The 23,557-nt window shown below is 35.8% G+C and carries 17 protein-coding genes and 1 tRNA gene; 15 read left to right on the forward strand and 3 right to left on the reverse strand.

Annotated elements, in window-relative coordinates:
• Positions 1 to 180 precede the first annotated feature (180 nt).
• Both ileS and GGR08_RS03915 read left to right on the forward strand, forming a co-directional pair.
• Positions 181 to 3,096, forward strand: a complete 2,916-nt coding sequence (gene ileS / locus GGR08_RS03910) for an isoleucine--tRNA ligase (protein WP_183194083.1) — start codon at positions 181 to 183, stop codon at positions 3,094 to 3,096.
• Positions 3,097 to 3,271: 175 nt separating this feature from the next.
• Positions 3,272 to 3,763 (forward strand): hypothetical protein, encoded by a 492-nt coding sequence (locus tag GGR08_RS03915; RefSeq protein WP_183194084.1) that lies wholly within the window; start codon positions 3,272 to 3,274, stop codon positions 3,761 to 3,763.
• 640 nt (positions 3,764 to 4,403) lie between these two features.
• Here GGR08_RS03915 and GGR08_RS03920 read toward each other — a convergent pair.
• Positions 4,404 to 4,850: a nucleoside deaminase gene (locus GGR08_RS03920; RefSeq protein WP_183194106.1), complete on the reverse strand. Its 447-nt coding sequence runs from the start codon at positions 4,848 to 4,850 to the stop codon at positions 4,404 to 4,406.
• Positions 4,851 to 5,121: 271 nt separating this feature from the next.
• Here GGR08_RS03920 and GGR08_RS03925 point away from each other — a divergent pair, with 271 nt between their 5' ends.
• The 11 genes from GGR08_RS03925 (at position 5,122) to lpxK (ending at position 17,892) form a co-directional block, all read left to right on the forward strand.
• Complete coding sequence (locus tag GGR08_RS03925) at positions 5,122 to 6,525, forward strand: pseudouridine synthase (RefSeq protein ID WP_183194085.1); 1,404 nt, start codon at positions 5,122 to 5,124, stop codon at positions 6,523 to 6,525.
• Entirely contained in the window at positions 6,506 to 7,072 is a 567-nt protein-coding gene (rsmD, locus tag GGR08_RS03930; protein WP_183194086.1) for a 16S rRNA (guanine(966)-N(2))-methyltransferase RsmD, read from the forward strand. Before GGR08_RS03925 ends, rsmD begins: the two co-directional genes overlap by 20 nt.
• A 419-nt stretch (positions 7,073 to 7,491) precedes the next feature.
• Positions 7,492 to 7,567: transfer RNA gene (locus tag GGR08_RS03935), tRNA-Thr, on the forward strand.
• Positions 7,568 to 8,911: 1,344 nt separating this feature from the next.
• Positions 8,912 to 9,574, forward strand: a complete 663-nt coding sequence (locus GGR08_RS03940) for a lysozyme (protein WP_183194087.1) — start codon at positions 8,912 to 8,914, stop codon at positions 9,572 to 9,574.
• The gene (locus GGR08_RS03945; protein WP_183194088.1) at positions 9,571 to 9,798 is read left to right on the forward strand and encodes a hypothetical protein; all 228 of its coding nucleotides are present in this window, start codon (positions 9,571 to 9,573) and stop codon (positions 9,796 to 9,798) included. The genes GGR08_RS03940 and GGR08_RS03945 overlap by 4 nt, the downstream gene beginning before the upstream one ends.
• Positions 9,791 to 9,949, forward strand: a complete 159-nt coding sequence (locus tag GGR08_RS03950; RefSeq protein WP_343050750.1) for a hypothetical protein — start codon at positions 9,791 to 9,793, stop codon at positions 9,947 to 9,949. The genes GGR08_RS03945 and GGR08_RS03950 overlap by 8 nt, the downstream gene beginning before the upstream one ends.
• Positions 9,950 to 11,624: 1,675 nt before the next feature.
• Complete coding sequence (locus GGR08_RS03955; protein WP_183194090.1) at positions 11,625 to 12,956, forward strand: TldD/PmbA family protein; 1,332 nt, start codon at positions 11,625 to 11,627, stop codon at positions 12,954 to 12,956.
• A complete protein-coding gene (locus tag GGR08_RS03960; protein WP_183194091.1) occupies positions 12,943 to 13,746 on the forward strand; it encodes a 3'(2'),5'-bisphosphate nucleotidase CysQ in 804 nt (267 codons plus the stop codon). The genes GGR08_RS03955 and GGR08_RS03960 overlap by 14 nt, the downstream gene beginning before the upstream one ends.
• A 45-nt stretch (positions 13,747 to 13,791) precedes the next feature.
• Positions 13,792 to 14,037, forward strand: coding sequence for a DUF4170 domain-containing protein (locus tag GGR08_RS03965; RefSeq protein WP_183194092.1), 246 nt, complete (start codon positions 13,792 to 13,794; stop codon positions 14,035 to 14,037).
• Positions 14,038 to 15,545: 1,508 nt separating this feature from the next.
• Positions 15,546 to 16,868: a lipid IV(A) 3-deoxy-D-manno-octulosonic acid transferase gene (gene waaA, locus GGR08_RS03970; protein WP_183194093.1), complete on the forward strand. Its 1,323-nt coding sequence runs from the start codon at positions 15,546 to 15,548 to the stop codon at positions 16,866 to 16,868.
• Positions 16,858 to 17,892 (forward strand): tetraacyldisaccharide 4'-kinase, encoded by a 1,035-nt coding sequence (gene lpxK / locus GGR08_RS03975; protein ID WP_183194094.1) that lies wholly within the window; start codon positions 16,858 to 16,860, stop codon positions 17,890 to 17,892. The genes waaA and lpxK overlap by 11 nt, the downstream gene beginning before the upstream one ends.
• Before the next feature lie 19 nt (positions 17,893 to 17,911).
• Here lpxK and GGR08_RS03980 read toward each other — a convergent pair whose 3' ends face one another.
• Together GGR08_RS03980 and mutL are read right to left on the reverse strand one after the other, a co-directional pair.
• Positions 17,912 to 18,148: a DUF2093 domain-containing protein gene (locus GGR08_RS03980; protein WP_183194095.1), complete on the reverse strand. Its 237-nt coding sequence runs from the start codon at positions 18,146 to 18,148 to the stop codon at positions 17,912 to 17,914.
• A 109-nt stretch (positions 18,149 to 18,257) separates the two neighbouring features.
• Complete coding sequence (gene mutL, locus GGR08_RS03985) at positions 18,258 to 20,096, reverse strand: DNA mismatch repair endonuclease MutL (RefSeq protein ID WP_183194096.1); 1,839 nt, start codon at positions 20,094 to 20,096, stop codon at positions 18,258 to 18,260.
• A 273-nt stretch (positions 20,097 to 20,369) separates the two neighbouring features.
• On the opposite strand from mutL, the gene GGR08_RS03990 reads away from it, so the two are divergent.
• The gene (locus tag GGR08_RS03990) at positions 20,370 to 21,458 is read left to right on the forward strand and encodes a 2'-deoxycytidine 5'-triphosphate deaminase (RefSeq protein ID WP_183194097.1); all 1,089 of its coding nucleotides are present in this window, start codon (positions 20,370 to 20,372) and stop codon (positions 21,456 to 21,458) included.
• Positions 21,459 to 22,367: 909 nt separating this feature from the next.
• Positions 22,368 to 23,516, forward strand: a complete 1,149-nt coding sequence (lldD, locus tag GGR08_RS03995; protein ID WP_183194098.1) for an FMN-dependent L-lactate dehydrogenase LldD — start codon at positions 22,368 to 22,370, stop codon at positions 23,514 to 23,516.
• Positions 23,517 to 23,557: the final 41 nt, after the last annotated feature.

A 23,557-nucleotide genomic window follows, 5' to 3' on the forward strand; every position in this document is an offset into this window, starting at 1 on the left:
TTTTAGTTTCTTTTCTTGTGAATTTTATGATAAAGCCCCTGAAGTGTGATGATATATTTCCTTGATCACTGCTTAATGCGAATGATAAGTTCGGCTTTCCCTATAAATAAAACCAGAGTTGCAGGGTTCAGGGAAGTTATACAAAAATGAAATCGTAAAAGTGGACAGGAATATTTCACAATGACTGTGAAAAATGAAACAGTAGATTATTCAAAAACTCTTTATCTCCCACAGACAAATTTTCCTATGCGTGCAGGGCTTCCGCAAAAAGAGCTTGAATTGATGGCGCGTTGGGAAAATATACAGCTTTATATGCAATTGCGCCAACAAGCAAAAGATCGTCCATTTTATATTCTTCATGATGGCCCACCTTATGCAAATGGTCATATTCATATTGGGCATGCTTTAAATAAAGTTTTAAAGGATGTGGTTATTCGTTCATTCCAAATGCGTGGTTTTAATGCAAATTATGTTCCTGGCTGGGATTGCCATGGGCTTCCAATTGAATGGAAAATTGAGGAAAAATATCGAGCACAAGGAAAAAATAAAGACGAGGTACCTCTTAATGAGTTTCGTCAAGAATGCCGTGAATTTGCGCAGCATTGGGTAACAGTTCAAAGTGAAGAATTTAAACGTCTTGGTGTTGTGGGAGATTTTAACACGCCTTATACTACAATGGCTTTTCATGCAGAAGCACGCATTGCGAGTGAATTATTAAAATTTGCTATGTCAGATCAGATTTATCGTGGTTCCAAGCCAGTGATGTGGTCTGTTGTGGAGCGTACAGCTTTGGCAGAGGCTGAAATTGAATATCATGATCATGAATCAGAGGTAATTTGGGTTAAGTTTCCTGTTTTTGAAGCAAATTCTGATGATTTATATGGTGCTTATGTCGTCATTTGGACAACAACACCGTGGACAATTCCTGCTAATCGTGCGGTGAGTTATTCTTCGCAGATTTCTTATAGTATTTATGAAATTGAAAGTTCTGAAAATGATTTTGGCCCTCAAGCGGGAGAAAAGCTTCTCTTTGCAGATGCTTTAGCTATGGGGTGTGCAGAAAAAGCCAAACTTGTTTTAAAGCGTTTGCGTGTTATTTCTACTGATGAATTGAAGACTCTTGTTCTTTCTCATCCACTCAAAGGTTTGGCTGGCGGGTATAATTATAAGATTCCGCTGCTTGAAGGGACACATGTGACAGAGAGCGCTGGTACAGGTTTTGTCCATACGGCCCCAAGCCATGGACGGGAGGACTTTGAAATTTGGAATGATTATAAGCCTTTATTAGAACTAGCGGGGATTGATTCATCTATACCATTTCCTGTTGATGATGCGGGTTTTTATACGAAAGATGTTCCGGGTTTGGGACCAGATCGTGAAGGAGGACCTGCACGTGTTATTGATGATAATGGAAAAATGGGAGATGCCAATAAAGAGGTCATTAACGCTTTAATTAAAGTGGATCGATTGTTTGCACGCGGTCGTTTAAAACATTCCTATCCTCATAGTTGGCGTTCGAAAAAACCCGTTATTTTTCGTAATACACCACAATGGTTTATTTCAATGGATAAAGATCTTGGAGATGGTTCAACTTTACGCAGTCGGGCTTTGGAAGCTGTTTCAAAAACACGTTTTGTGCCATCTTCTGGGCAAAACCGTTTAGCCTCTATGATAGAAGATCGTCCTGATTGGGTTCTGTCTCGTCAGCGTTCTTGGGGAGTCCCTATTTGTATTTTTGCCAACGAGGATGGTGTTGTTTTAAAAGATGAAGATGTGAACGAACGTATTTTACGGGCTTTTGAAGCAGAAGGGGCAGATGCATGGTTTGCTGAAGGAGCACGTGAACGTTTTTTAGGTGACCGTGCGCATGAGCCTTGGGTGCAGATTCATGATATTTTGGATGTTTGGTTTGATTCTGGAGCAAGCCATAGCTTTGTGTTAGAATATCGGGCTGATTTAAAATGGCCTGCAGATGTTTATTTTGAAGGTTCTGATCAACATCGTGGATGGTTTCAATCTTCTCTTCTGGAAAGTTGTGGTACGCGTGCTTGTTCTCCTTATAAGGTAGTAATCACACATGGTTTTACTTTGGATGAGCAAGGTAAGAAAATGTCTAAATCTTTAGGCAATACGGTTGTTCCGCAAGAAATCATTAAAACATCTGGGGCTGATATTTTTCGCCTTTGGGTGATGACAACAGATTATTGGGAAGATCAGCGTTTAGGCAAGAAAATTCTTCAGACAAATGTGGATTCATATCGTAAATTACGGAATGCAATTCGTTGGATGCTTGGAACTTTAGCGTATGATGAAGGAGAAAAAATATCTTATTGCATACTACCAGATCTTGAAAAATTTATATTGCATAGGCTTTTTGAACTTGATCAGTTAATTAATCGAGCTTACGATGAATTTGATTTTAAAAAGATTATGCGTGCCTTATTAGATTTTGCAATTACTGAGTTATCGGCATTTTATTTTGATATCCGTAAGGATTCTCTTTATTGTGATGCACCTTCATCACAAAAACGTAAGGCCTCCTTGCAGGTTGTCCGTGAGATTTTTGAACGTATGGTAACATGGCTTGCTCCAATGTTACCTTTTACTATGGAAGAAGCGTGGTTAGAGCGTTATCCAGAAAGCCAATCGGTGCATTTAGAACAATTTCGCTCTGTACCTGAAGAATGGCAAAACCAATCTTTGGCTGAGCGTTGGAAAAAAATTCGGCAGGTCCGTAAAGTTGTGACAGGTGCTTTAGAGCTTGAACGTGCTGATAAGCGTATTGGATCTTCTTTGGAGGCAGCTCCTATTGTTTTTATTTCCAATCCGGTTTTACGAGAAGCATTAGAAAATGTGGATATGGCGGAGGTCTGTATTACAAGTGCTTTAACAATTACGCAGGATACAGTGCCTGCCGATGCTTTTAGTTTGAATGATGTTGAAGGTGTTGGTGTATATCCAAAGAAGGCATTAGGAAAAAAATGTGCTCGATCATGGCGTTATACACAAGATGTTGGGAGTGATCTAGATTATCCGGATGTATCTGCTCGTGATGCAGCTGCTTTGCGGGAATTACAGATTCTTGGTAAGATTTAAAATTTTAAATCAAGGGAAAGAAGAGCAAGTAATTTTTTTGTATTGATGAATATAGTTTTTTGTGATAAAAGGTCACGTTCGTTGTTTTATTTGCAGGGGGGCTTTGTGTATGGACTGTTCTCTCATAAATAGCGAGAATATGAATCAGCCGTAGACTTAGGGAATGGAATAAGCAGTGAGAAAATGTGGAGTAAAAATATTTCTAATAGGGGTTTTAGGTATATGTTTTGTTTTAACGGGGTGCAATTTATCTGCTCCTACCTATGGTACCGATAAGCCAGTTTCGATGCAGTTTTTTGAAGATCTGGCTAATATTGCTTCATTAACGCCAACAAATAACAGCAGTCAGCTTGTTATGAAATCTCGTCCAAAGCTTGTGATACCCAATCCTAGTTCGCGCAGATTTTTACCAGTTCCTCAACAAGATAAATCGGTCAATGAAATAGCAGAATTGAAGAAGCATCGAGGAAGTATTCCTTTTTCTCACAAAGGGTCATCAGTTAATAGCGCTAGTTCAGAAAATCTTTCCCAGTTGAATGCTAAGCAACGACAGGAATATTTACGTCGTCAGAGAGCACAAGTTGGAAGTTCAAAATACCGTCGCTATCTCACTGAGCCGCCTTTAAGTTATCGTCAACCAGCAACAATTGCGCCTATTAGTCGATAGGGAAAAGACAAAATATTAAAGATATATGAAATATTTTTCTCATTACCTGATAATATCAAGATCTCCTTCGCGCAAAGTTATAAGGCTGCAAGAGGGTTGTTTATTTCCATGAAATAGCAATATGACAACAGCATTGAGAGCGTGGTTCTGTGGTTCCTTAAAAAGGAAACATCTATTAAATTTATTTCACAACGTTTCTCATGTGGATAGTATAGTGTAAAATCTATTGTTTTCTACGATCTTTGTGCTTATAAAAGAGAAAATTGGCGCCGGCATTTTATTTGCTGACTTTCAATGTTGCAACAACCTTTGCATTTGAGAGCATTCAGAAGAAACATTTATAGTCTTGTCTAAATCGTTTTAGTTAGACAGTAATGCTGCTTATGATGTGCCAAGCAAGTGATTTATTGATTCAACGTGAGAGTATTCCACGATATTTCAGACTTTATATTTTATATATAAGACAATGAACTATTTTCATAAATGAATGTGTCATCGAATAAAAGCAAGATGTGGAGTTTAAAAGAGTATGAGAAAAAAATATTTCGAAGTAACTTTTGCTCTATCAGAAGGTTTAATAATCTTTTTAAAGAAATAGGATAATTTTTAAAGAGTGAAAGTTATAGATGAAGAGTTGTTTTTAGTATCGCCTTTGTATAAAAAAATCTTTAAGTAATTGAGCAGCTTCTTTTTCCTTAAAACCAGAATAAGTTTCAGGTTTGTGATGACAGGTTGGTTGCTGATAAAAACGTGGGCCATTTTCTATAGCCCCTCCTTTGGGGTCGTTTGTTGCGTAATAGAGACGTCGTATGCGTGCAAATGAAATGGCAGCAGCACACATAGCGCAAGGTTCAAGTGTTACATAAAGATCGCAATCAGGAAGTCTTTCACGTTGCAATGTTTTGCAAGCTATCCGGATTGCGCGCATTTCTGCGTGTCCTGTAGGGTCATATGCAGATTTTATAAAGTTACCAGCGCGTGCAATGATAGCTTTTCCACGTGTAATGACAGCTCCTACGGGAACTTCATATTTTTTTGCAGCCCATTGTGCTTCTAAAAGGGCTATTTCCATAGGCGTCAAAGTCATCATATTACTTTCTATTGAAGGCATAGAAAATCTAAAGATTTCTCTTGATAAAGAATGCTATTGAATAAATAATTTATTCCGCTTTTATAATGAAAGGACTAACTCGATTTTTTTGAATATTTAAAACAAATTTGGACGTCAATAAATACATTATTGTCGTTAAAAGATAGAAAATGATAAATGATTATGCTACTTCCTCTTTCAGGATAAGCAGTATGGTGCATATAGACACTCGCCTAAGCATACTAGCAAAGATTGGTTTGAAATGCAAATGAATGAAAATAATGAGAGTGAACGAATTGCTAAGAGATTAGCACGTGCAGGTGTTGCATCACGGCGCGAAGCAGAGATGATGATTGTGGCAGGTCGTATTGTTGTTAATGGTAGAGCTGTGACGACGCCTGCTTTTAATGTTACTCGCTCTGATGTTATTACAGTTGATGGTAAACCTTTGTCTCCTATAGAACGAACGCGGTTATGGCTCTACCACAAGCCGGTGGGCCTTGTTACCACTCATCGTGATCCAGAAGGTAGGCCAACAGTATTTGATAATTTGCCGAAAGGAATGCCTCGTGTCCTTTCTGTGGGGAGACTTGATATTAACACGGAGGGGCTTTTGCTGTTAACTAATGATGGTGGTTTAGCACGTGTCTTAGAGCTTCCATTAACAGGGTGGGTACGAAAATATCGGGTTCGTGCTCATGGAAGAGTAAAACAAAGTACGCTTGATAAGCTAAAAAATGGCATTTCAATTGATGGTATTTTCTATGGTTCGATAGAGGCATCAATTGAACGTGAGCAAGGAGCAAATGTATGGCTTTCTGTAGCTTTACGTGAAGGAAAAAATCGTGAAATAAAGAACGTTTTTGGCGCATTAGGACTATCTGTCAATCGTCTAATTCGTATATCTTATGGTCCATTTCAGTTATCTGACCTAGAAGAAGGGGCAGTTCGTGAGCTAAAAGGTCGGATGTTACGTGAGCAATTGGGTGAGCGTTTGATTATGCAAGCTAATGCAGATTTTGATGCTCCTATTTTAAAGCCATTCTTAAATTCTGCAGTTGTTGCAAAAAAACAAAGCCATGAGGATCTTGCTGCTGTGAATGATGGTTGGATTTATTCAAGTGGAAGAGAAGTACAGCGCAACCAGCGAAGCAATTTTACAGAGCGTGGTCGGGTACGGTCAAGCACAAAACTTGATGAGAAATTTATGCACAAGGATAAGAATGTGGATGAAAAAACAAAGCGTTCTTTGTCTCGCTTTCGCCGTTCTAATGTTTGGATGGCTCCTGGTGTGCGTTCACAAAGTATGCGGAAGAAGTCTTTCTATAGTGAGGATAATTCCTATGGCTATAAGAGTGGTTTGCTTGGTCAGAGATCTTCTAATAGAGGTAAGAAAAAGCGGCTAGAGGAACAATTGCGAAAAGAGAGGGAGGCAGGATTTAATCAAAAATGGAGTAAAACACCTTACAGTAAGATGTGTGTTTCTAGAAAGAATAATGGTTTTTCTAGTCAAGCAGAGAAGTTTATGAAAGGCGGTCGTGATGAGCGTTCTTTTGAGAATAAGCGAAGAACGAAATCATTTAATGGTACTATGAAAAAATCCAAATCATATAGCAGCAACGTAAAAACTTTGAAGCGATTTGGAGGTCTGCGTGCGGATCATAGGAGGTAAATTTGCTGGGCGTGTTTTGTTTTCGCCTCTTAATCGGTCAATTCGCCCAACGAGTGATCGTACACGTGAAAGCCTTTTTAATATTCTTTCTAGCCGCGAAAAGCAATTTTGGATTAATAAACGTATCCTTGATCTTTTTGCTGGTACTGGTGCTTTAGGTATTGAAGCACTTTCACGTGGAGCGAAGGTTGCCGTTTTTGTTGAAAATTCAGTTGAAGCGCGTGGGGTGCTTCAAAAAAATATTGAAGCTCTTGAATTGCAGTCACTAGGGCGGATTTTACGCCGTGATGCAACAAAACTTGGTAAGATTGGAACAATGCTTCCATTTGATGTTATTTGCGCTGATCCTCCCTATAGCCGTTGTTTAGGTGAATGCGCTTTTGTAGAGGCTTTACGAGGAGGGTGGGCAAAAGCTGATACACTCTTCGTGCTTGAAGAAAAGAAAGATACAATTATTCATTTACCTGATATTTTTTATCTAGATGATGAGCGTTTTTATGGTGGGACAGCAATCCGTCTTTATAAATTACGATCACTTAGATTTTGAGAAAGCTTTTTATTTTTATCGGATAGGATGAAAAAAATGCCTCTTTGTAGTTTTTCCCATTTTGGATGTTTTTTTTAGGGTAAACAGAAAGTAAATAAAAGATTCTAATGTTAAAAGAATTGATGAATTTTGATTTCATTATGTTTTTGTCTTTATCTTCTCATTTTTTGAAGCTTTTTATAACTCCAAGAGTGAGTCTTTTCCGAAATATTTTCTTAATATAATATCGAAAAAGGCCATCTGCTCTTCTTTTTCAATCAAAAATTGCTTTGAGATGTAAGATTAATGCACTTGGAGTTATAGCAGTATGTATTGCTATTAATTTTTATAAATTATTGAAAAAAATACATACTTGCTTTTATACATACTTTTAGCTATTACCTTTGAATTAGTTTTTGTCTCTTGATTTACAAATTTATGCCGCATTAGCTCAGTTGGTAGAGCACATCATTCGTAATGATGGGGTCGCTGGTTCGAACCCGGCATGCGGCACCATATTTTGTGTTTAATATATTGAAATACACAGATTTTTTATTTGAATAGCAATTTTAAAATAATCTTCTACAGCTTATACAATTTTATCTAGTTTGTTCTTATGTGTCCCTTATTTTTCCTTGAAGTGAATATTAAAAACTTTTTCTTCTTCCATCTTATTGCCTTCCTTAGCCTATAGATTTGAGGAGACTCTCTTTGAAATATTCAATTGCAAATCATTGTTGGTTAATACATTAAAGAGTTATGCACGTTCACGTATGATTCCATGTCTATCACTATTATCAAAGATTATCTCCTTATCTTTCTTTTTCTATTAAATAAATAGCCGGCGATGCTGGGAAAGAAAGCTCCCATAACTTTAAGCAACTTTTACGAAAATCTTCCGTATTTCCTGTGCTATTGCCCCTAAAAAAATTTCAACAGCTTGCTTAATTTGTTAAGACGCTTACTGAAAATGGAGCTGAGATGATATTAGATAAAGCTAATACCTTAGATCCACACGTTCCATAAAATGCTTCATATGAATGAAGAAAAAAGCATTATACATAGGAATATACGTGAATGGAACTCATAATTCAAGCTTATTACAGTGCAATATCTTTTACAAAACTATCAAAGATCATTGAACTATATATCGAATACACTCCACTTAATTAATATATGATTTCAATTGGTAACAGATTTTTAAGAGCAGAAAAAATATACATTATGTTTTTCACACAACAATTTATTTCAAATCCTTTATGAAGATATGTTTAAAAAAAATAAGCAATTAGAGGAAAAAATAAAGAATAATTAAATTAACTATAGATTTTTTTATTAAATATGTATAGCACATTATGTATTAAGTGTGTTGATTCTAAGGCGTTGGATATATGTAATATGTTTAATTTTAAAATATCTTTTTGTTTTTATAAAAAATAATGTAAGTGATGAATTATACGATTATTTGAAAAGAAATATCTATTGTTCTGTTAATTAGTATAGTGATTATTTTTTATTGAAAAGAGTTTTTCTTCGTTAGATGTCTAGAGGTTTTTTCAAGTAAAATTCCCCTTAATTATTCTAGCTTAACTGTAATAATTTATAGGTGCTATTATAAATTGGGTTTATTAAAAATTATTTCCTTTCAACAAAGAGGAGGGTAATTGCTGCAAAATGAGTAGTTATTAGCATAGTCATTTGTTCAAATGAGAAAACGATACGATAGGGTCTTAGTATATGCCATTATGGGTTTTTTAGATTTATCAGACCCTTTTAATATTCGGTTCTTTAATCAATGAGTGGATGTAAATCTTCAATTCATATCCTGCTTTGTGTAGGTTTTTTATGGGATTAAGAATAATGCGAAAAATATCAAAAGAAGGGCTTGCACTGATTAAGCAACTGGAAGGCTTACGTTTAAAGGCCTATGAAGATTCCGGTGGTGTATGGACAATTGGTTATGGGCATACAAGTGCTGCTGGTACCCCAAGTGTCCATAAGGATATGGAAATTACGGAAAAAGAAGCTGAAAAAATCCTTTGTCAGGATTTGAGAGAGTGTGAAGCCGTTGTTAAAAAAGTCGTTACCGTTTCTTTAAATGATGAACAATTCGCTGCGTTAGTATCATTTTGCTATAATGTAGGAATAACAGCTTTTTGCAATTCTACGCTTTTAAAAAAGCTCAATAAAGGTGAATATGAGGCAGTACCGACCGAATTGCAAAAATGGACAAGAGTAGGAGGAAAGCGTGTTCAGGGTCTTGTCAATCGTCGAGCAGCTGAAGCAGGGTTATGGGCAAAAGGAGCTCATGTTGCCCCCAATTATCATGTAGTAGAATCAGAAGGGGTAACAGGTATTTGCAAAATAGAAGCTCTTGCACCAATCATAGGTTCTTTTTCAGGGCTTGGAGGACTTTTTGCCGGAAATGGTCCTGTTCAATGGGTTTTAGCAGGTATTATGGTTTTAGCTGCTTGTATAGCTATGGTATATATTGCTAAACGCTTTCAGGAACACCGTCTATGATTTTATGGATAAAAAAATATTTGACGATGACGATGGCGATTATAGCGGCTTTTCTTATAGCTTTAATGAAAGCCTTTTTCCTTGGGAAAAGGAATGAGAAACAAAAGCAAACAAACGAAGCTTTCAAGATAGCAGCAACACGGCTTGAGGTAGAGAATGAAATTAACAAGAAAAGTGATGCTGATGTGCGTACTAAGCTTTCTAGCTGGTTGCGCGATGAATGAACGGACTTCTTGTATTGGATGGCTGCCGATTTATTTGAATCGACAAGATATCAATGTTATTAGCCCAGATTTGGCAAGAGATATTTTAAAACATAACGAACAAGGTGAACGTCTATGCGGTTGGAAACATAATCAGAAAATAAAGCGTTGAGAGTACAATTCCTTCTGAAACATTAATCATTAAAGAAATTAAAAGGGGTGAGTAACTGCAGATTAAAAATAGCAGAACTTAAAGGATGGAAATACTTTGATGGTTCATTAAATTTAATTGGAGTGACATAAAGTGCTCACGTTGTAATTTCTATACTTTTTTAGGTATTAGCTTCTTTATGAATATGCTATTCTTACAAGATGATTTCGTTATTTGAAAATCCAGATTTTGTTAAACAGATATGCTCATGATCAGATTTCGTCTCTGTAAAAGAAGAATTTAGCGGAGAACAACGCATTTTTTGTAACTTTATCAAAAGTAAAAGTTATTTTACGTTCTTTTTTAGGTTTATGCAAGAACAAAAATAGAAGTTATGTGCTGTATAAGCTATAATGGTTTTAAGTTTTCAACTGCTGATGAAGTGTAATGATTAATATATAGCCGAGAGGAATTAGCACATAACTTATAAATTATATTAGAATGGCATCAATTATGAGTACATAACAACTTAAGGAGCTAGAAAACACTTTTTAGTTAGTGGTTGAAATCGTGCCAAATCACCTTACAGGTTTAATTTTGTCCCTCAAATCTTTTCATTGAATTTTATTTTATATATAAAAGCTTATTAGGTATTTTCTTTGCATTAAAAATAAGAAAACTGCAGAAGTTTCTTATTGCTCTTATGAAGCTGTAGGTCAATATAGTCTTGATAGCTGCCAATATTCTAATGTTGCAAGATAGTTTTTGGATTTGAGAGTTCTCATAAGAGGCACTTTGATTTCTTCTTAATAGTTTTTATTTGCCCGGTCCCTATTCATGATATGCCAGAAAATAGTTGTGAGTGACTCAACATGAATAGATTTAAGATGGAAAGAATTTTATGCTATTGAAATCTTTTATATAAATTACTAAACAATAAATTATGATTATAAATCAAACTTTTGTTTTTATTGCAAGATTCCAAGAATAAATAATTTCTTTAATTAACTTTCTAGAGAGTACAACTCTAAAAGACTCTAAATGATAAAACAAGTCCCCTTATTTATCGTAAAATTTAATCTCGTATCATTGTATATATTTGGTTCAAATATTCAAAAAGTTGAATTTTAAAAATGCTGAGAAATATTCTCGGCGATAGCAATTTTTGTAACTGTTAAAGCAATTATAGGCAATAAATTTGCTAAAATTAATTGGATGAATTTGCTTATTGCAAACTGAATTGATAGATAGCTACAGCGTGAGTTTCACGTAAAAGTTTTATTAGTTATCATTTTATGACAAAATTATGTTTTTTCATTTTTAAATAAAAAAATGGAAGGAAAAAGGATTGATCTTAAATCAAAATTTATTGTGATTTAGCTCGTTTTATATTTTTTAACTGTTTGAGGATTTCGGCTTAAATTCAAGTGTTTTTGCTGGTTATTACGTTGATTTTATTGTCAGTGTAGATTTAGCTTCTAGAATGATAATGGCCAAGAAGTCTTGAAACTAAAAGGATCTCACGACATATTGTATTTTTTCATAAAGAAGTTAAAAAGAAAATGATTTAATGCATTAAAAGAATGCATGAAGCATGTAGAATTTTATGAATGAACCATAAGAATTATACTTCAATTTATATAAGATTTGTCAGAGTGCTTATCAATGTAATAATACACAATTTAGGGAGTCTGTAATGACTGATAAGAACCAGATTGAGAAAGCTGTTTCGTTGGTTGAAGCAGCAAGGCGTTCTGGAGCTGATGCTGCTGATGCTGTTATTGTTTATGCGCATTCCACCAGTGTATCTGTTCGTTTTGGGAAAGTTGAATCGACAGAATCTGCAGAGAGCAATGATTTTACTCTAAGGGTTTTTGTTGGTAAAAAAGTAGCAAGTGTTTCTGCTAATTTAGTATCTTGTCCGCAAGAGCTTGCAGAGCGTGCTGTTGCAATGGCTAAAGCTTCGCCCGATAGTTTATTTGAAGGTTTGGCTGATGAAGAGTGTTTAGTTAAGCATCCTAAAGATCTTGATCTTTTTGATGATTTTGTGCCAAGCAGCCATTTTTTAACAGAAGATGCTTTAAAAACGGAAGCGGCAGCTCTTGATGTTAAAGGAGTAAGCAATTCTGGCGGCGCTGCAACAGCTTATGGTCGTAGTGGGTTTATTCTTGTGACCAGTGATGGTTTTCGTGGGAGCTATCGTTCCAGTTATTTTTCACGTTCTTGTAGTGCTCTTGCGGGTGAAGGAACACAGATGGAGCGGGATTATGATTATACAGCAGCCTTACATTTTTCTGATTTAGAGGATGCAGAAACTGTGGGAAAGAATGCAGGGCTTGGTGCTGTTCGACGTTTGGGAGCAGTTCGTGCAGCGACAGGAGGAGTCGATGTGATTTTTAATCCTCGGACGGCTCGCGGAATTGCAGGGCATATCGCGTCTATGGTCAATGGAGCCTCTGTAGCTCGTAAAACAAGTCTTTTGCAGAATTTCCTAGGCAAGGCAGTGATGAAGCCTAATGTTAATGTAACCGATCAACCTTTGCGATTACGTGGGAATTCTTCTCGTCCTTTTGATGGAGAAGGGGTAGAGGGCAAAACATTAAATATTATTGAAAATGGTATTTTAAAAAACTGGCTTCTTTCATCATCTACAGCACGTGAATTAGGGCTTAAAACAAATGGACACGGAGTACGTTCGGCATCATTGGTGCAGCCGACCAGTACGAATTTTGCTATTGAACCAGGTTTAGTATCACCTTACGATCTGATAAAGGATTTGCAAAGTGGATTTTATGTAACCGAGTTGTTCGGTCATGGTATTGATTTTATTACTGGTCAGTATAGTCGTGGTGCTGCAGGTTTTTGGATTGAAAATGGTGAAATTGCCTATCCAGTGAGTGAAGTAACACTAGGTTCTGATTTGCTCCATATGCTAGCACATTTAACACCTGCCAATGATATTGATCGGCGTTATGGTACCGCGGCTCCAACATTGTTAATTGAAGGGATGACACTTGCAGGAAAGTAAAACGCATCATTCTTCTGATTTAAATCTTTTGCGTGACGTTTGTCAGGAGGCAGGAGATTTAGCAATGAGGTATTTTCGATGCACGTTGGATGTTTGGATTAAAGAGGGTAATTCACCAGTCAGTGAGGCAGATTTTGCTGTTGATCATTTTTTGAAAGAGAAACTCCTTGAAGCGCGTCCAGATTATGGTTGGATTTCAGAAGAAACAAAAGATAATCGAGGACAACAATATTATAAGCGCTCCTTTGTTGTTGATCCTATTGATGGAACACGTGGTTTTCTTTCTGGCAGTGCTTATTGGTGTATTTCTGTTGCCATTATTGAGAATGGGCGTCCTATTGTGGGTATTTTACAATGTCCCGCTCAAGGGGATGTTTATGCGGCTGTTACAGGTGAAGGGGCAACATTAAATGGGATAAAACTTCCTCGTTTAGCTTCGAGGGTTCATCGAAAATATAAAATTTCACTTGATAAATCGCTTGCTCAAAAATTACCAAATGATTTTCGTAATCGAGTTAGTTTTTACCATTATCTTCCTTCTCTTGCTTATCGTATTGTTCTTGTTGCTCAAGATGAGATCGATGTCGTATTGATCCGACCGAATTGTCATGAATGGGATATTGCTGCGGCTGATCTTATTTTGCAGGAGTGTGGAGGGTGTTTTTTATCGCTGGATACTCCTTTCTTATCTTATGGGATTAAACCTTATCAATATGGATTGTTAATTGCTGGTAAAAATAATTGCTGTCAGGATATAATAGATATTGTTCGTCAAGCAAAGTTAGTTTAATCACATAAAAATGCGCAAAATCATCTGCGCAATATGGAGGCACATATGACTGAAATCAAAGAAAAAAAACAATATTTACATCTTGTATTTGGTGGAGAATTAAAAAATCTTAAGAGTAATCAATTTAAGAATCCTGATGATTTAGATGTGGTCGGTATTTTCTCAGATTATCAATCCGCTCAAGAAGCATGGCAGGAAAAGGCTCAAAGCAGTGTAGATAATGCATTACAACGTTATTATATTGTAGATTTGTATCAGTTTCTTGATGCTGAATCAGGTAATTCAGAGTAAAGCTTGAGTATTTGGTATTATAGTCTGTGGATTATTTCATACTTTTGGTTATTGTTTTTTCATGGGCATTAAAATAGAGTGCCGTAAAATGTACTCGTTATTTAAAATTCATTTTCTTTGCCTACGGAAACATCTCTCAAGGAGTACAAGTTTATTTCAAAATGGTATCCGTGCAAGGGATAAAATCCATTTCGCATTATCATTTTTTCACTTACTAAAAGTGCAAGACAGCTTTATCAAATGATTTACAACAGTATTATGATAGACATTGCTTAAAACTTTTGTGATTATATTGTAAATGGCCATTCGGCTTTTGAATGGGATTAAGATATTAATGCGTTAAGATTGATAAAAAGAGTTGCATTGTTAATAATCTCAATTACTATGCTATTGAGACAAGTAGTAATTTTTCTTATCTATAGAAATTGTTTCAACGAATTATTATTGGAAGCTTAGAAAACATGAAAGTTGTTAGAAACTTACCAAATTTAGAAACTTAGAGGAAGTTGAATAGATTAGTAGGGTTAATTTACCTCATATTTTTTTGATTACTAGTTTAAAACTACAATCTATATGTTAATCGTTTTGCATTGATTCTATACAATCTTAAAAGGAATAATACCTCACACGATCGCCTAAAAAGAAAGGATTTAAAATTTTAAAAACTCTTATTTAAATTACGTTAAGCTTTTTAAGGGATCCTCTATTAAACAAAAATAGTTTTTTCAAGATTACCTTTAAAAGATTATATTATAATTTAAAATCACACCTCTATTTTTTCAAAAGTTTTTTAAGATTAGTTTTACATATTCATTTCGGGGAACAGATTATAACGATTGAGACTCTTATTAAACATAATTTATTTGTTGTATTTATACAGATTATAATATCCCTATGGAGCATTTTTTTATTGATAACACCTAACATATGTAAAAATAAGCTTTTCTTTTAAAATATCAACGTACAAAATCAAAGTTTCATTAAAATCTATAAATGCATCTTGATAGTATTAAGGTAACGATAATTTTTTTAAAAAAGGCTTTAAAAGGTCATGTGTTTTTTCATTCAGATATATTTTAATGTCTCACTAAAATCATAAGAAGCATTTTCTAAGTGATCTGAAAAAATTGATCCAATTTATAGCATAGTCTGTATTGTATTTATTAGTTATATTTTCAAAGTTTCCAAAATCATAGCCTGTTGAAAGCTAGTTTTATTATTTTTAAGTAAGATTTTTTATGGGGCACGGAATGAAATGATAAAATCGATAGAACTGATAACTTTCATTAGAAGGGATTCAAATAATATGTATATGTTATTATTATAAGAAAACTTTTGCAAAAATATGGGAAAGATGGCATTTTTTTGCTTTGTATATTCAATTTTTTCATAGGTGAAGTGTTTTTTTATCCAAGATATAGATGGTATTCAAAAAATACGGTGTTGATGAATTTTTTAATAAAATAAGTATATAGATATCTCAAAATAGCTGGATGAGGTGATTTTAAATGGTAGAATTAAAGGCACATGCGGCTCTTTTAATTTATCGGATGATTGGTTTTTGCTTATGTCCTGTTATTCCTTTTTATTTGTTTTTTCGTGCTCTCCGTGGAAAAGAAGAATGGTGTCGCAAAAAAGAGCGTTTAGGTAAAAGTTCTCATGCACGTCCTGAAGGTTCGTTAGTTTGGTTGCATGCAGCAAGTGTTGGCGAAACACTTGCGCTTGTTCCACTTATTAATCATATTTTATCGTTAAAAATAAATGTATTATTAACAACAGGGACCGTGACATCTTCCATTCTTGTGAAAAAACGGTTTGGTAATCGGTTGATCCATCAATATGCTCCTTTGGATTTAGATTTTGCAGTGCGCCGTTTTATTAGTCATTGGAAGCCTGATCTTGTTTTGATTTGTGAATCAGAAATTTGGCCTCTTCGTATTAAAGAACTTGCTAAAATGCGTATTCCGCAGATTTTGGTTAATGCTCATATGTCTGAACGTTCTTTTAAAGCTTGGAGAAAACAGCACGTTCTTGCTAAGCATATTTTTAAGAATATTGATTTGGCGATTGGTCAGAACGAAAGAGATGTAACTTATTACCATACACTTGGCGTAAAATCTGTTACGTTTTCTGGTAATCTCAAGGCTGATGTTTTTTTGGTTGAAGATCAAGCATTGCTTGCGCGTTATCGTAATGCTGTCGGCAATCGCCCAGTTTGGGCAGCTATTTCAACGCATGAAGGGGAAGAGGAGATTGCTTTTGAGGTTCATAAGATTGTTAAAAATTATTTGCCAGATTTATTGACAATTATTGTTCCCCGTCATCCTGAACGTTTAGAAGATCTTATCAGAAAATGTAATAATAATAGTTTCCGTTTTATTCGTAGAAGCAGCAATACTATTCCAGATAAGAATATCGACATTTTATGGGGAGATACAATTGGAGAAATGGGACTTTTTCTTTGCTTGTCAAAAGTTTCTTTCGTTGGTAAGTCGTTATGTGGAAACGGTGGGCACAATCCATTGGAATTAGCTTTGCTTGGTTCTGCTATTTTAACAGGGCCTCATGTTTCAAATTTTCAAGAAATGTTCGAACAATTTTTAATGCATGATGCAGCATATATGGTTCAAGATACAAAACAGCTTGCTATTCAAGTGTATAGGCTTTTAACGAATGAAACATTGCGACAAGAAATGGTTGATAAGGCTCATGAGGTGGCAACAAGTATGGCAGGTGCACTTGAGCGCACATTAAAGACTTTAGATCCATTTTTACAGCCCCTTGTAATACAAACAGGTTTACGTCAGCGTCAGGGTGGCTATGTATATTAATGCGCCTCATTTTTGGTGGAAAAATAAAAGTTTTTTGCGTTTTTTATTAGCTCCAATTTCATGGGTTTATGGTTATTTTTCATGTCGTTTTATGGAAAGATCGCCTCCCGTGATTGATCTTCCAGTTTTGTGTGTTGGAAATTTTATATGTGGTGGTGCGGGTAAAACACCGGTTGTTATTGCTTTTGCTAAAGTGGCTCGCGAACTTGGTTTCGTACCTGGTATTGTATCACGTGGATATGGTGGTGCAGTTAAAGGAGTGCATCTTGTAAATGAGAAACATGATAATGCATACAATGTGGGAGATGAGGCACTTTTACTTGCGCAGCATGCTGTTGTAGCTGTATCGGTTAATCGTTATGCAGCTGCACAACGGCTTAAGCAAGAAGGATGTAATCTTATTTTAATGGATGACGGATTTCAAAGCCGCCGTCTTTATATGGATTATACGTTACTTGTTGTTGATGCAATGCGTGGTTTTGGCAATGGAGCTGTTTTTCCAGCTGGACCTTTGCGCGTACCATTAAAAAGGCAGTTTTCTTTTATGGATAGTGTTTTATTGATTGGTCATTCAGATGCACATGATAATGTTTCTTTTCTTGTTTCTCGTACTGGAAAGCCTTTATATCGTGCTCATCTCAAAGCAAGTGCTTCTGCTGAAGTTGCAGGAAAATCATTTTTGGCATTTGCTGGCATTGGCAATCCAGATAAATTTTTTGAATCTATTAAAGAATTGTCTGGTCATGTGGCGAAAACCTATGTGTATCCAGACCACTATTTTTTCACCGATAAAAATCTAACAAGTCTTATTCAAAAGGCTAAAATGCACAATTTATGGTTAGCAACAACTGCTAAAGATTATATTCGTATCCAGACAACTCATACGCAAAAAGATTTGAAAAATTTTATTGTCTTTGATGTAAACGTCAATTTTGTTCAGAAAGATTTCTGTCGCATGCTCCTTGAAGAGGTCATGATCCGCTTTCAAAAACGTTCCTTTGAATTTTCTTGCCTGAAAGGCTAAATTTATAGCTTTCGAGAGTTTATTTCCCTTTTGTGTTTAATAATTGCTTGAGATATTGATTGCATTCAAGCTCACGATGATAAGAGATTTCACAACTGGCATATGCTTCTTGGCGGTGATGATTCCAATATTTCAGATTATCTAGAGGGATTTTTTGCCCGCTAACAGCACAAATGGTATAGGTTCCATATTCTACAATGTCATATCTATTATTAAAATAATGAATTTTTGCTTCGTGCTCACCATTGGAAAACATTATGACTCCTTTTTATTTGGATAGAAGAGATATAAGTAAAATGTCATAAAATATATTACAAAGTCGAGAATAAATTTAAAAATATTTTTTTATTAAAATGATTAAGAGTTTATTTTCTGCCAAAAAGCCGTTCTATATCTGCTAATTTGAGTTCAATGTAAGTAGGACGGCCATGATTACATGTACTTGTATTGGGTGTTGTCTCCATTTGTCGTAACAGTGTATTCATTTCTTCAGGGTGTAAAAGACGCCCTGACCGTATTGAGCTGTGACAGGCCATCGTCGCTGCAACATAATCAAGCATCGCTTTTAAATTATTTGTTGTATCATATTCAGCTGCTTCATCTGCGAGATCTTTAATAAGGGCTTGTACGTTGATTTCTCCTAACATGGAAGGCGTTTCGCGCACAACGATTGCTCCAAGTCCAAATGATTCTATTCCTAAACCAAATTTTTGCAAAGCATCTTTGTGTGTTAAAAGGCATGTGGCATCCTCTTCAGAGAGTTCTACAATTTCAGGAATAAGTAATAATTGTGAAGGAAGCGGTTTGGAATAAAGTGCATTTTTGAGTGCTTCATACACCAATCGTTCGTGAGCTGCATGCTGATCGACAATGATTAAACTATCTTGAGTTTGGGAAATAATATAGTTTTTATGGATTTGTGCTCTGGCCGTTCCTAATGGATAAGATAACTCTTCTGATAAAGAGTTAGTGTTTGGAAGGTATGTATCCCCACTTGGGATATTTAAGCCTTCCATAATAGGAGTAGCATCTTCTTTTAAACTAAGAGAGCTATTCATATCGAATGGTTTGTGAATCATTGAAGCGGCGGCAAAATGATGAGTCTGTGAGCTGTAAGAAGAAGGTTGGTGCGTGTTTTTAAAATTCCCCAATGGTTGTTGTGTCTGAAATGCAGCTAAAGTTGCTTCAGCGCGGGTTGACGTAGAGCGAATACCAGATTGTTGCAATGCTTCACGAATAGCTCCAACAATTAAACCACGAATTAAACCTGGGTCACGGAAGCGCACATCAGCTTTGGTTGGATGTACATTAACATCTACCTCAGTAGGTGGGAGATCAATAAAAAGAATAGCAACGGGATAACGATCTCGTACCATAACATCAGCATAGGCGCTTCGGATAGCACTCCATAGAAATTTATCACGCACGGGACGTCCATTAACATAAGCAAATTGATGCAGGCTATTATTTCGGTTGAAAGATGGCAAACAAGCAAAACCCGTTAAGCGCACTGCTTCGCGTTCAGCGTTGAGTGCGATGCTATTAAGGGCGAATTCTTTTCCTATAATTTGCGTAATACGTTGTAATTGTCCCTGAGTGTTATTTTCTGTAGCAGACAGTTCCATAGCTGTTCTATCTAGTCCTGAAAGAGAAAAGCGGATATGTGGAAATGCGATAGCAATTCGCTTAATCGTATCGCTAACAGCATTTGTTTCAGCCCGATCAGTTTTCATAAACTTTAATCGTGCTGGCGTGACAAAGAAAAGATCACGAACTTCAACAATTGTTCCAGGATTTGCAGCAGCTGGTTTGGGTCCTGCAATTTTTCCTGCCGTAACGGAAATCTCAGCAGCGTTCTCAGCATCTTTGGTTCGTGAAATGAGTTTAAGTTTAGCAACAGAACCAATAGAGGGAAGGGCTTCACCTCTAAATCCAAGAAAGCGAATATTGTTTACGTCATCGGTGATTTTTGAGGTACAATGGCGAGACACGGCTAAAGTTAACTGATCTGCAGGAATCCCACAACCATTATCACTGACTTTGATAAAATTTTTCCCACCATTTGCTGTTATAATTTCAATACGTGTTGCACCAGCATCAATAGCGTTTTCAACGAGTTCTTTAATAACATTTGCTGGTCGTTCAATAACTTCACCAGCGGCGATTTGATTAATAATATTTTCGCTAAGATGGTGTATAATCATAATAAATTCTAATAGGAATCTCAAGGGTCTATAAAAAATTATGATAACATCATTTGTGCGGCATTCAAGAATAAGAAAGCATAAGAGATATTATTTTTACAATACCTTTTGTTTGTTTTTTTAAGAGAAAAAGCGTTTTTCATTATTCGAAGTATTTTATTAACAAATCAGTTGGAAAAAATAGAAAAATAGTTTTTATTCTCTTAAAATAGCTTGCACCAATTTATCATCTAGGTCAAAAAAGAAGCAATGTAAAAAGGGAAGGTTAGATATATGGTGCGTATAAGCGGTATTTTAGCAGATAGTGATATACAGGCTTTGATTTCTAATAACTTTCTCAAGGCTCAGTATCCGTTTGATACATCTCAAATACAACCAGCAAGCTTTGATCTTCGTTTAGGGGAAAAAGCTTATCGTATATGTGCTTCTTTTATGCCAGGTCCTGATGCAAAAGTTTTGGATAAGCTTGATCGGTTAAAGTTGCATGAGTTTGATTTACGAGATGGAGCCGTTTTGGAAACAGGATGTGTTTATATTGTTCCTCTTTTAGAAAGTTTAGCTTTACCAGAATTTTTATCTGCTGTTGCTAATCCCAAAAGTTCTACGGGGAGATTAGATATTTTCACCCGTGTTATTACAGATAATGCTCAGGAATTTGATAAAATTTGTGTTGGTTATCATGGTCCGCTTTATTTGGAAATTAGTCCACGAACATTTCCAATTTTAGTACGTACTGGTTCCCATTTATCACAGCTTCGGTTTCGAAAAGGATACAGCTATTTAAATGAAATTGAGCTATATGCTTTGCAAAAGGATGAAATGCTGATATCGGATGATCTTCCTAATATTAGTGCGGATGGTATTGGGCTTTCCATTAATTTAAAGGGAGATGAAAACGGGCTTATAGGTTATCGTGGTAAACATCATACAAGTGTTATTGATATTGATAAACGCGCTGTTGCTCACGTTTTAGATTTTTGGGAACCTCTTTTTGATCGGGGAAAACGGGAGCTAGTTCTTGATCCTGATGAGTTTTATATTTTAGTTTCACGAGAATCTGTTCATGTGCCTCCATTTTATGCTGCAGAAATGACTCCTTTTGATCCTTTAGTTGGGGAATTTAGGGTGCATTATGCAGGTTTTTTTGATCCAGGATTTGGGCATAAGGAGGCGGGTGGTAAAGGGGCAAGAGCAGTTTTAGAAGTACGTAGCCATGAAGTTCCCTTTATCTTAGAGCATGGTCAAATTATTGGTCGTTTAGTCTATGAGCATATGCTTAATCGACCATCAGTCCTTTATGGACATGATGTTGGATCACATTATCAGGCACAAGGTTTAAAGTTGTCCAAGCATTTTAGATGAGCCAGAAACTATGAATTTTGATAACATGTACACAAGAATGTATTTTGAGTAAAAGAAAAATTTTCATTGTAGTCTATTTTCAGTGTTTAAGGTTCTGGCTCTGCATTTGAAAGGATTTCTATTGATTTAATTTTTCGAGAGCGCCAATGGTCAGTATATTTTATTTCATCTAAAAATTATCATTCAGAGAAAATAAATCAGTTTTTCACGACAGTTCAGTAAAAATTTTTTTAATGAAAAGTGTTTTAAGTTTAGTAACTATTTATCGCCTCAAGGTATAATATGGCTGGAAAATTATTCAACTAAATATGAAGAGCTTTTGCTTAGTATGAACAGTAAAGATTTTTTTATAATTTATGTGAATGAGGCACTGTATATTTTTGTAAAATTTTATGAACGAGTAACAGGTTTCAGTTTTGAAAATTGATATGCGAAGGTTTCTGGATGTATGCGACGAATTTATTTCGAGTATTAATCAAAGGATTTTTCATATTTGGGGGGATCTTATGATTTCTACTTAATGACTACAAGCTCTATATTCTTATAAACAATAATGTAAGGACTCTTTGGAGGAAAAAACTATCTTAAATTACAACTAACTAAGTTGTGAAGTAATAGTTTTAAAAAAGGTATTTGTTGAAAACGAGTATAATAATTTCAATTGCTCATGAACAATGTATGAGTAGATACGTTATTGCTACTGCTCCATACTGTGAAGTTTTATATTTGGAAAGGAGAAATAAAGACGTTGTTTTTATCAATTAGTTTTTTTAGAAAATTGCAATCTTTGTTACTTCTATCTATTCGATAGAGAATTTGGGGGCGATATCGTATAAGGAGGTACATGAGATTTTTTCTTATGTGTTTTAGGGTGTTTTCTCTTTTCATTCAGGAATAATGGTGCCAACAATGATTATTTCTTCAACATTTGATTACCGTAAGGCCGCAAAGCGCCGTCTTCCTCCCTTCCTTTTTCACTATATTGATGGTGGGGCTTATGCTGAAGAAACGATGCGACGTAATTGTACAGATCTTCAAGCACTTGCACTGCGTCAAAGGATTCTAAAGCAAGTTGGTGAAATTGATCTTTCAATTAAGCTTTTTGATCAGACATTTAATTTACCGATTGTGCTTGCACCTGTTGGGTTAACGGGTATGTATGCATGTCGTGGCGAGGTGAAAGCGGCATGTGCTGCAGTGGCAAAAAGGATTCCTTTTACACTATCTTCGGTTTCAGTTTGTCCCATTGCAGAAGTACAAGAAGCGGTTGGTGGTGCATTTTGGTTCCAACTTTATGTTCTCAAAGATCGTGGTTTTATGCGTGATGCACTAGAGCGGGCTTGGTTAGCTGGTGTACGTACGTTGGTTTTTACAGTTGATATGCCAGTTCCTGGTGCACGTTATCGTGATGCGCATTCCGGGATGTCTGGTCCTTATGCTGGCTTACGCCGTTTTTTACAAGCTTTTACTCATCCACATTGGGCTTGGAACGTTGGTGTTATGGGGCGTCCCCATGATCTTGGAAATGTTTCGACTTATCTCAAAAAAAAGATTGCATTAGATGATTATGTTGGTTGGCTTGGTGCAAATTTTGATCCCTCAATTGGCTGGAATGATCTACAATGGATTCGTGATTTTTGGAAGGGAAAAATGATTCTGAAAGGTATTCTTGATCCAGAAGATGCGCGCGAAGCAGTACAATTTGGTGCTGATGGTATTGTTGTTTCCAATCACGGTGGACGTCAGCTTGATGGTGTATTATCAACAGCACGAGCGTTGCCTATAATTGCAGATGCGGTAAAGGATTATTTAACTATTTTAGTGGATTCTGGTGTTCGTTCTGGCCTTGATGTTATACGCATGATAGCACAAGGTGCGGATGCTGTTATGATTGGTCGTGCTTTTATTTATGCGCTTGCGGCGGCAGGTGAGAAAGGTGTTACGCATCTCCTTGATCTTTTTGCCAATGAAATGCGGGTAGCTATGACACTGACTGGTGCTCAGACAATCAGAGATATTACACGTAAGAGTTTAGTAAATACGAATATTTTTAATTGATAAAACAATATGTTATGCTATTTTTAGAAAAAATTCTTTTT

Source organism: Bartonella fuyuanensis (assembly GCF_014197255.1).
GTDB lineage: Bacteria > Pseudomonadota > Alphaproteobacteria > Rhizobiales > Rhizobiaceae > Bartonella > Bartonella fuyuanensis.

Bases quoted from the DNA above. Each gene is read 5' to 3' on its own strand.
- GGR08_RS03950 (WP_343050750.1), top strand. From the start codon at position 9,791: ATGAATGAACGGACTTCTTGTATTGGATGGCTGCCGATTTATTTGAAT.
- GGR08_RS03940 (WP_183194087.1), top strand. From the start codon at position 8,912: ATGCGAAAAATATCAAAAGAAGGGCTTGCACTGATTAAGCAACTGGAA.
- lldD (WP_183194098.1), top strand. From the start codon at position 22,368: ATGATTATTTCTTCAACATTTGATTACCGTAAGGCCGCAAAGCGCCGT.
- GGR08_RS03980 (WP_183194095.1), bottom strand. From the start codon at position 18,148: ATGTTTTCCAATGGTGAGCACGAAGCAAAAATTCATTATTTTAATAAT.
- mutL (WP_183194096.1), bottom strand. From the start codon at position 20,096: ATGATTATACACCATCTTAGCGAAAATATTATTAATCAAATCGCCGCT.
- GGR08_RS03925 (WP_183194085.1), top strand. From the start codon at position 5,122: ATGAATGAAAATAATGAGAGTGAACGAATTGCTAAGAGATTAGCACGT.
- GGR08_RS03955 (WP_183194090.1), top strand. From the start codon at position 11,625: ATGACTGATAAGAACCAGATTGAGAAAGCTGTTTCGTTGGTTGAAGCA.
- GGR08_RS03965 (WP_183194092.1), top strand. From the start codon at position 13,792: ATGACTGAAATCAAAGAAAAAAAACAATATTTACATCTTGTATTTGGT.
- ileS (WP_183194083.1), top strand. From the start codon at position 181: ATGACTGTGAAAAATGAAACAGTAGATTATTCAAAAACTCTTTATCTC.
- GGR08_RS03990 (WP_183194097.1), top strand. From the start codon at position 20,370: ATGGTGCGTATAAGCGGTATTTTAGCAGATAGTGATATACAGGCTTTG.
- GGR08_RS03920 (WP_183194106.1), bottom strand. From the start codon at position 4,850: ATGACTTTGACGCCTATGGAAATAGCCCTTTTAGAAGCACAATGGGCT.
- waaA (WP_183194093.1), top strand. From the start codon at position 15,546: ATGGTAGAATTAAAGGCACATGCGGCTCTTTTAATTTATCGGATGATT.
- GGR08_RS03945 (WP_183194088.1), top strand. From the start codon at position 9,571: ATGATTTTATGGATAAAAAAATATTTGACGATGACGATGGCGATTATA.
- lpxK (WP_183194094.1), top strand. From the start codon at position 16,858: ATGTATATTAATGCGCCTCATTTTTGGTGGAAAAATAAAAGTTTTTTG.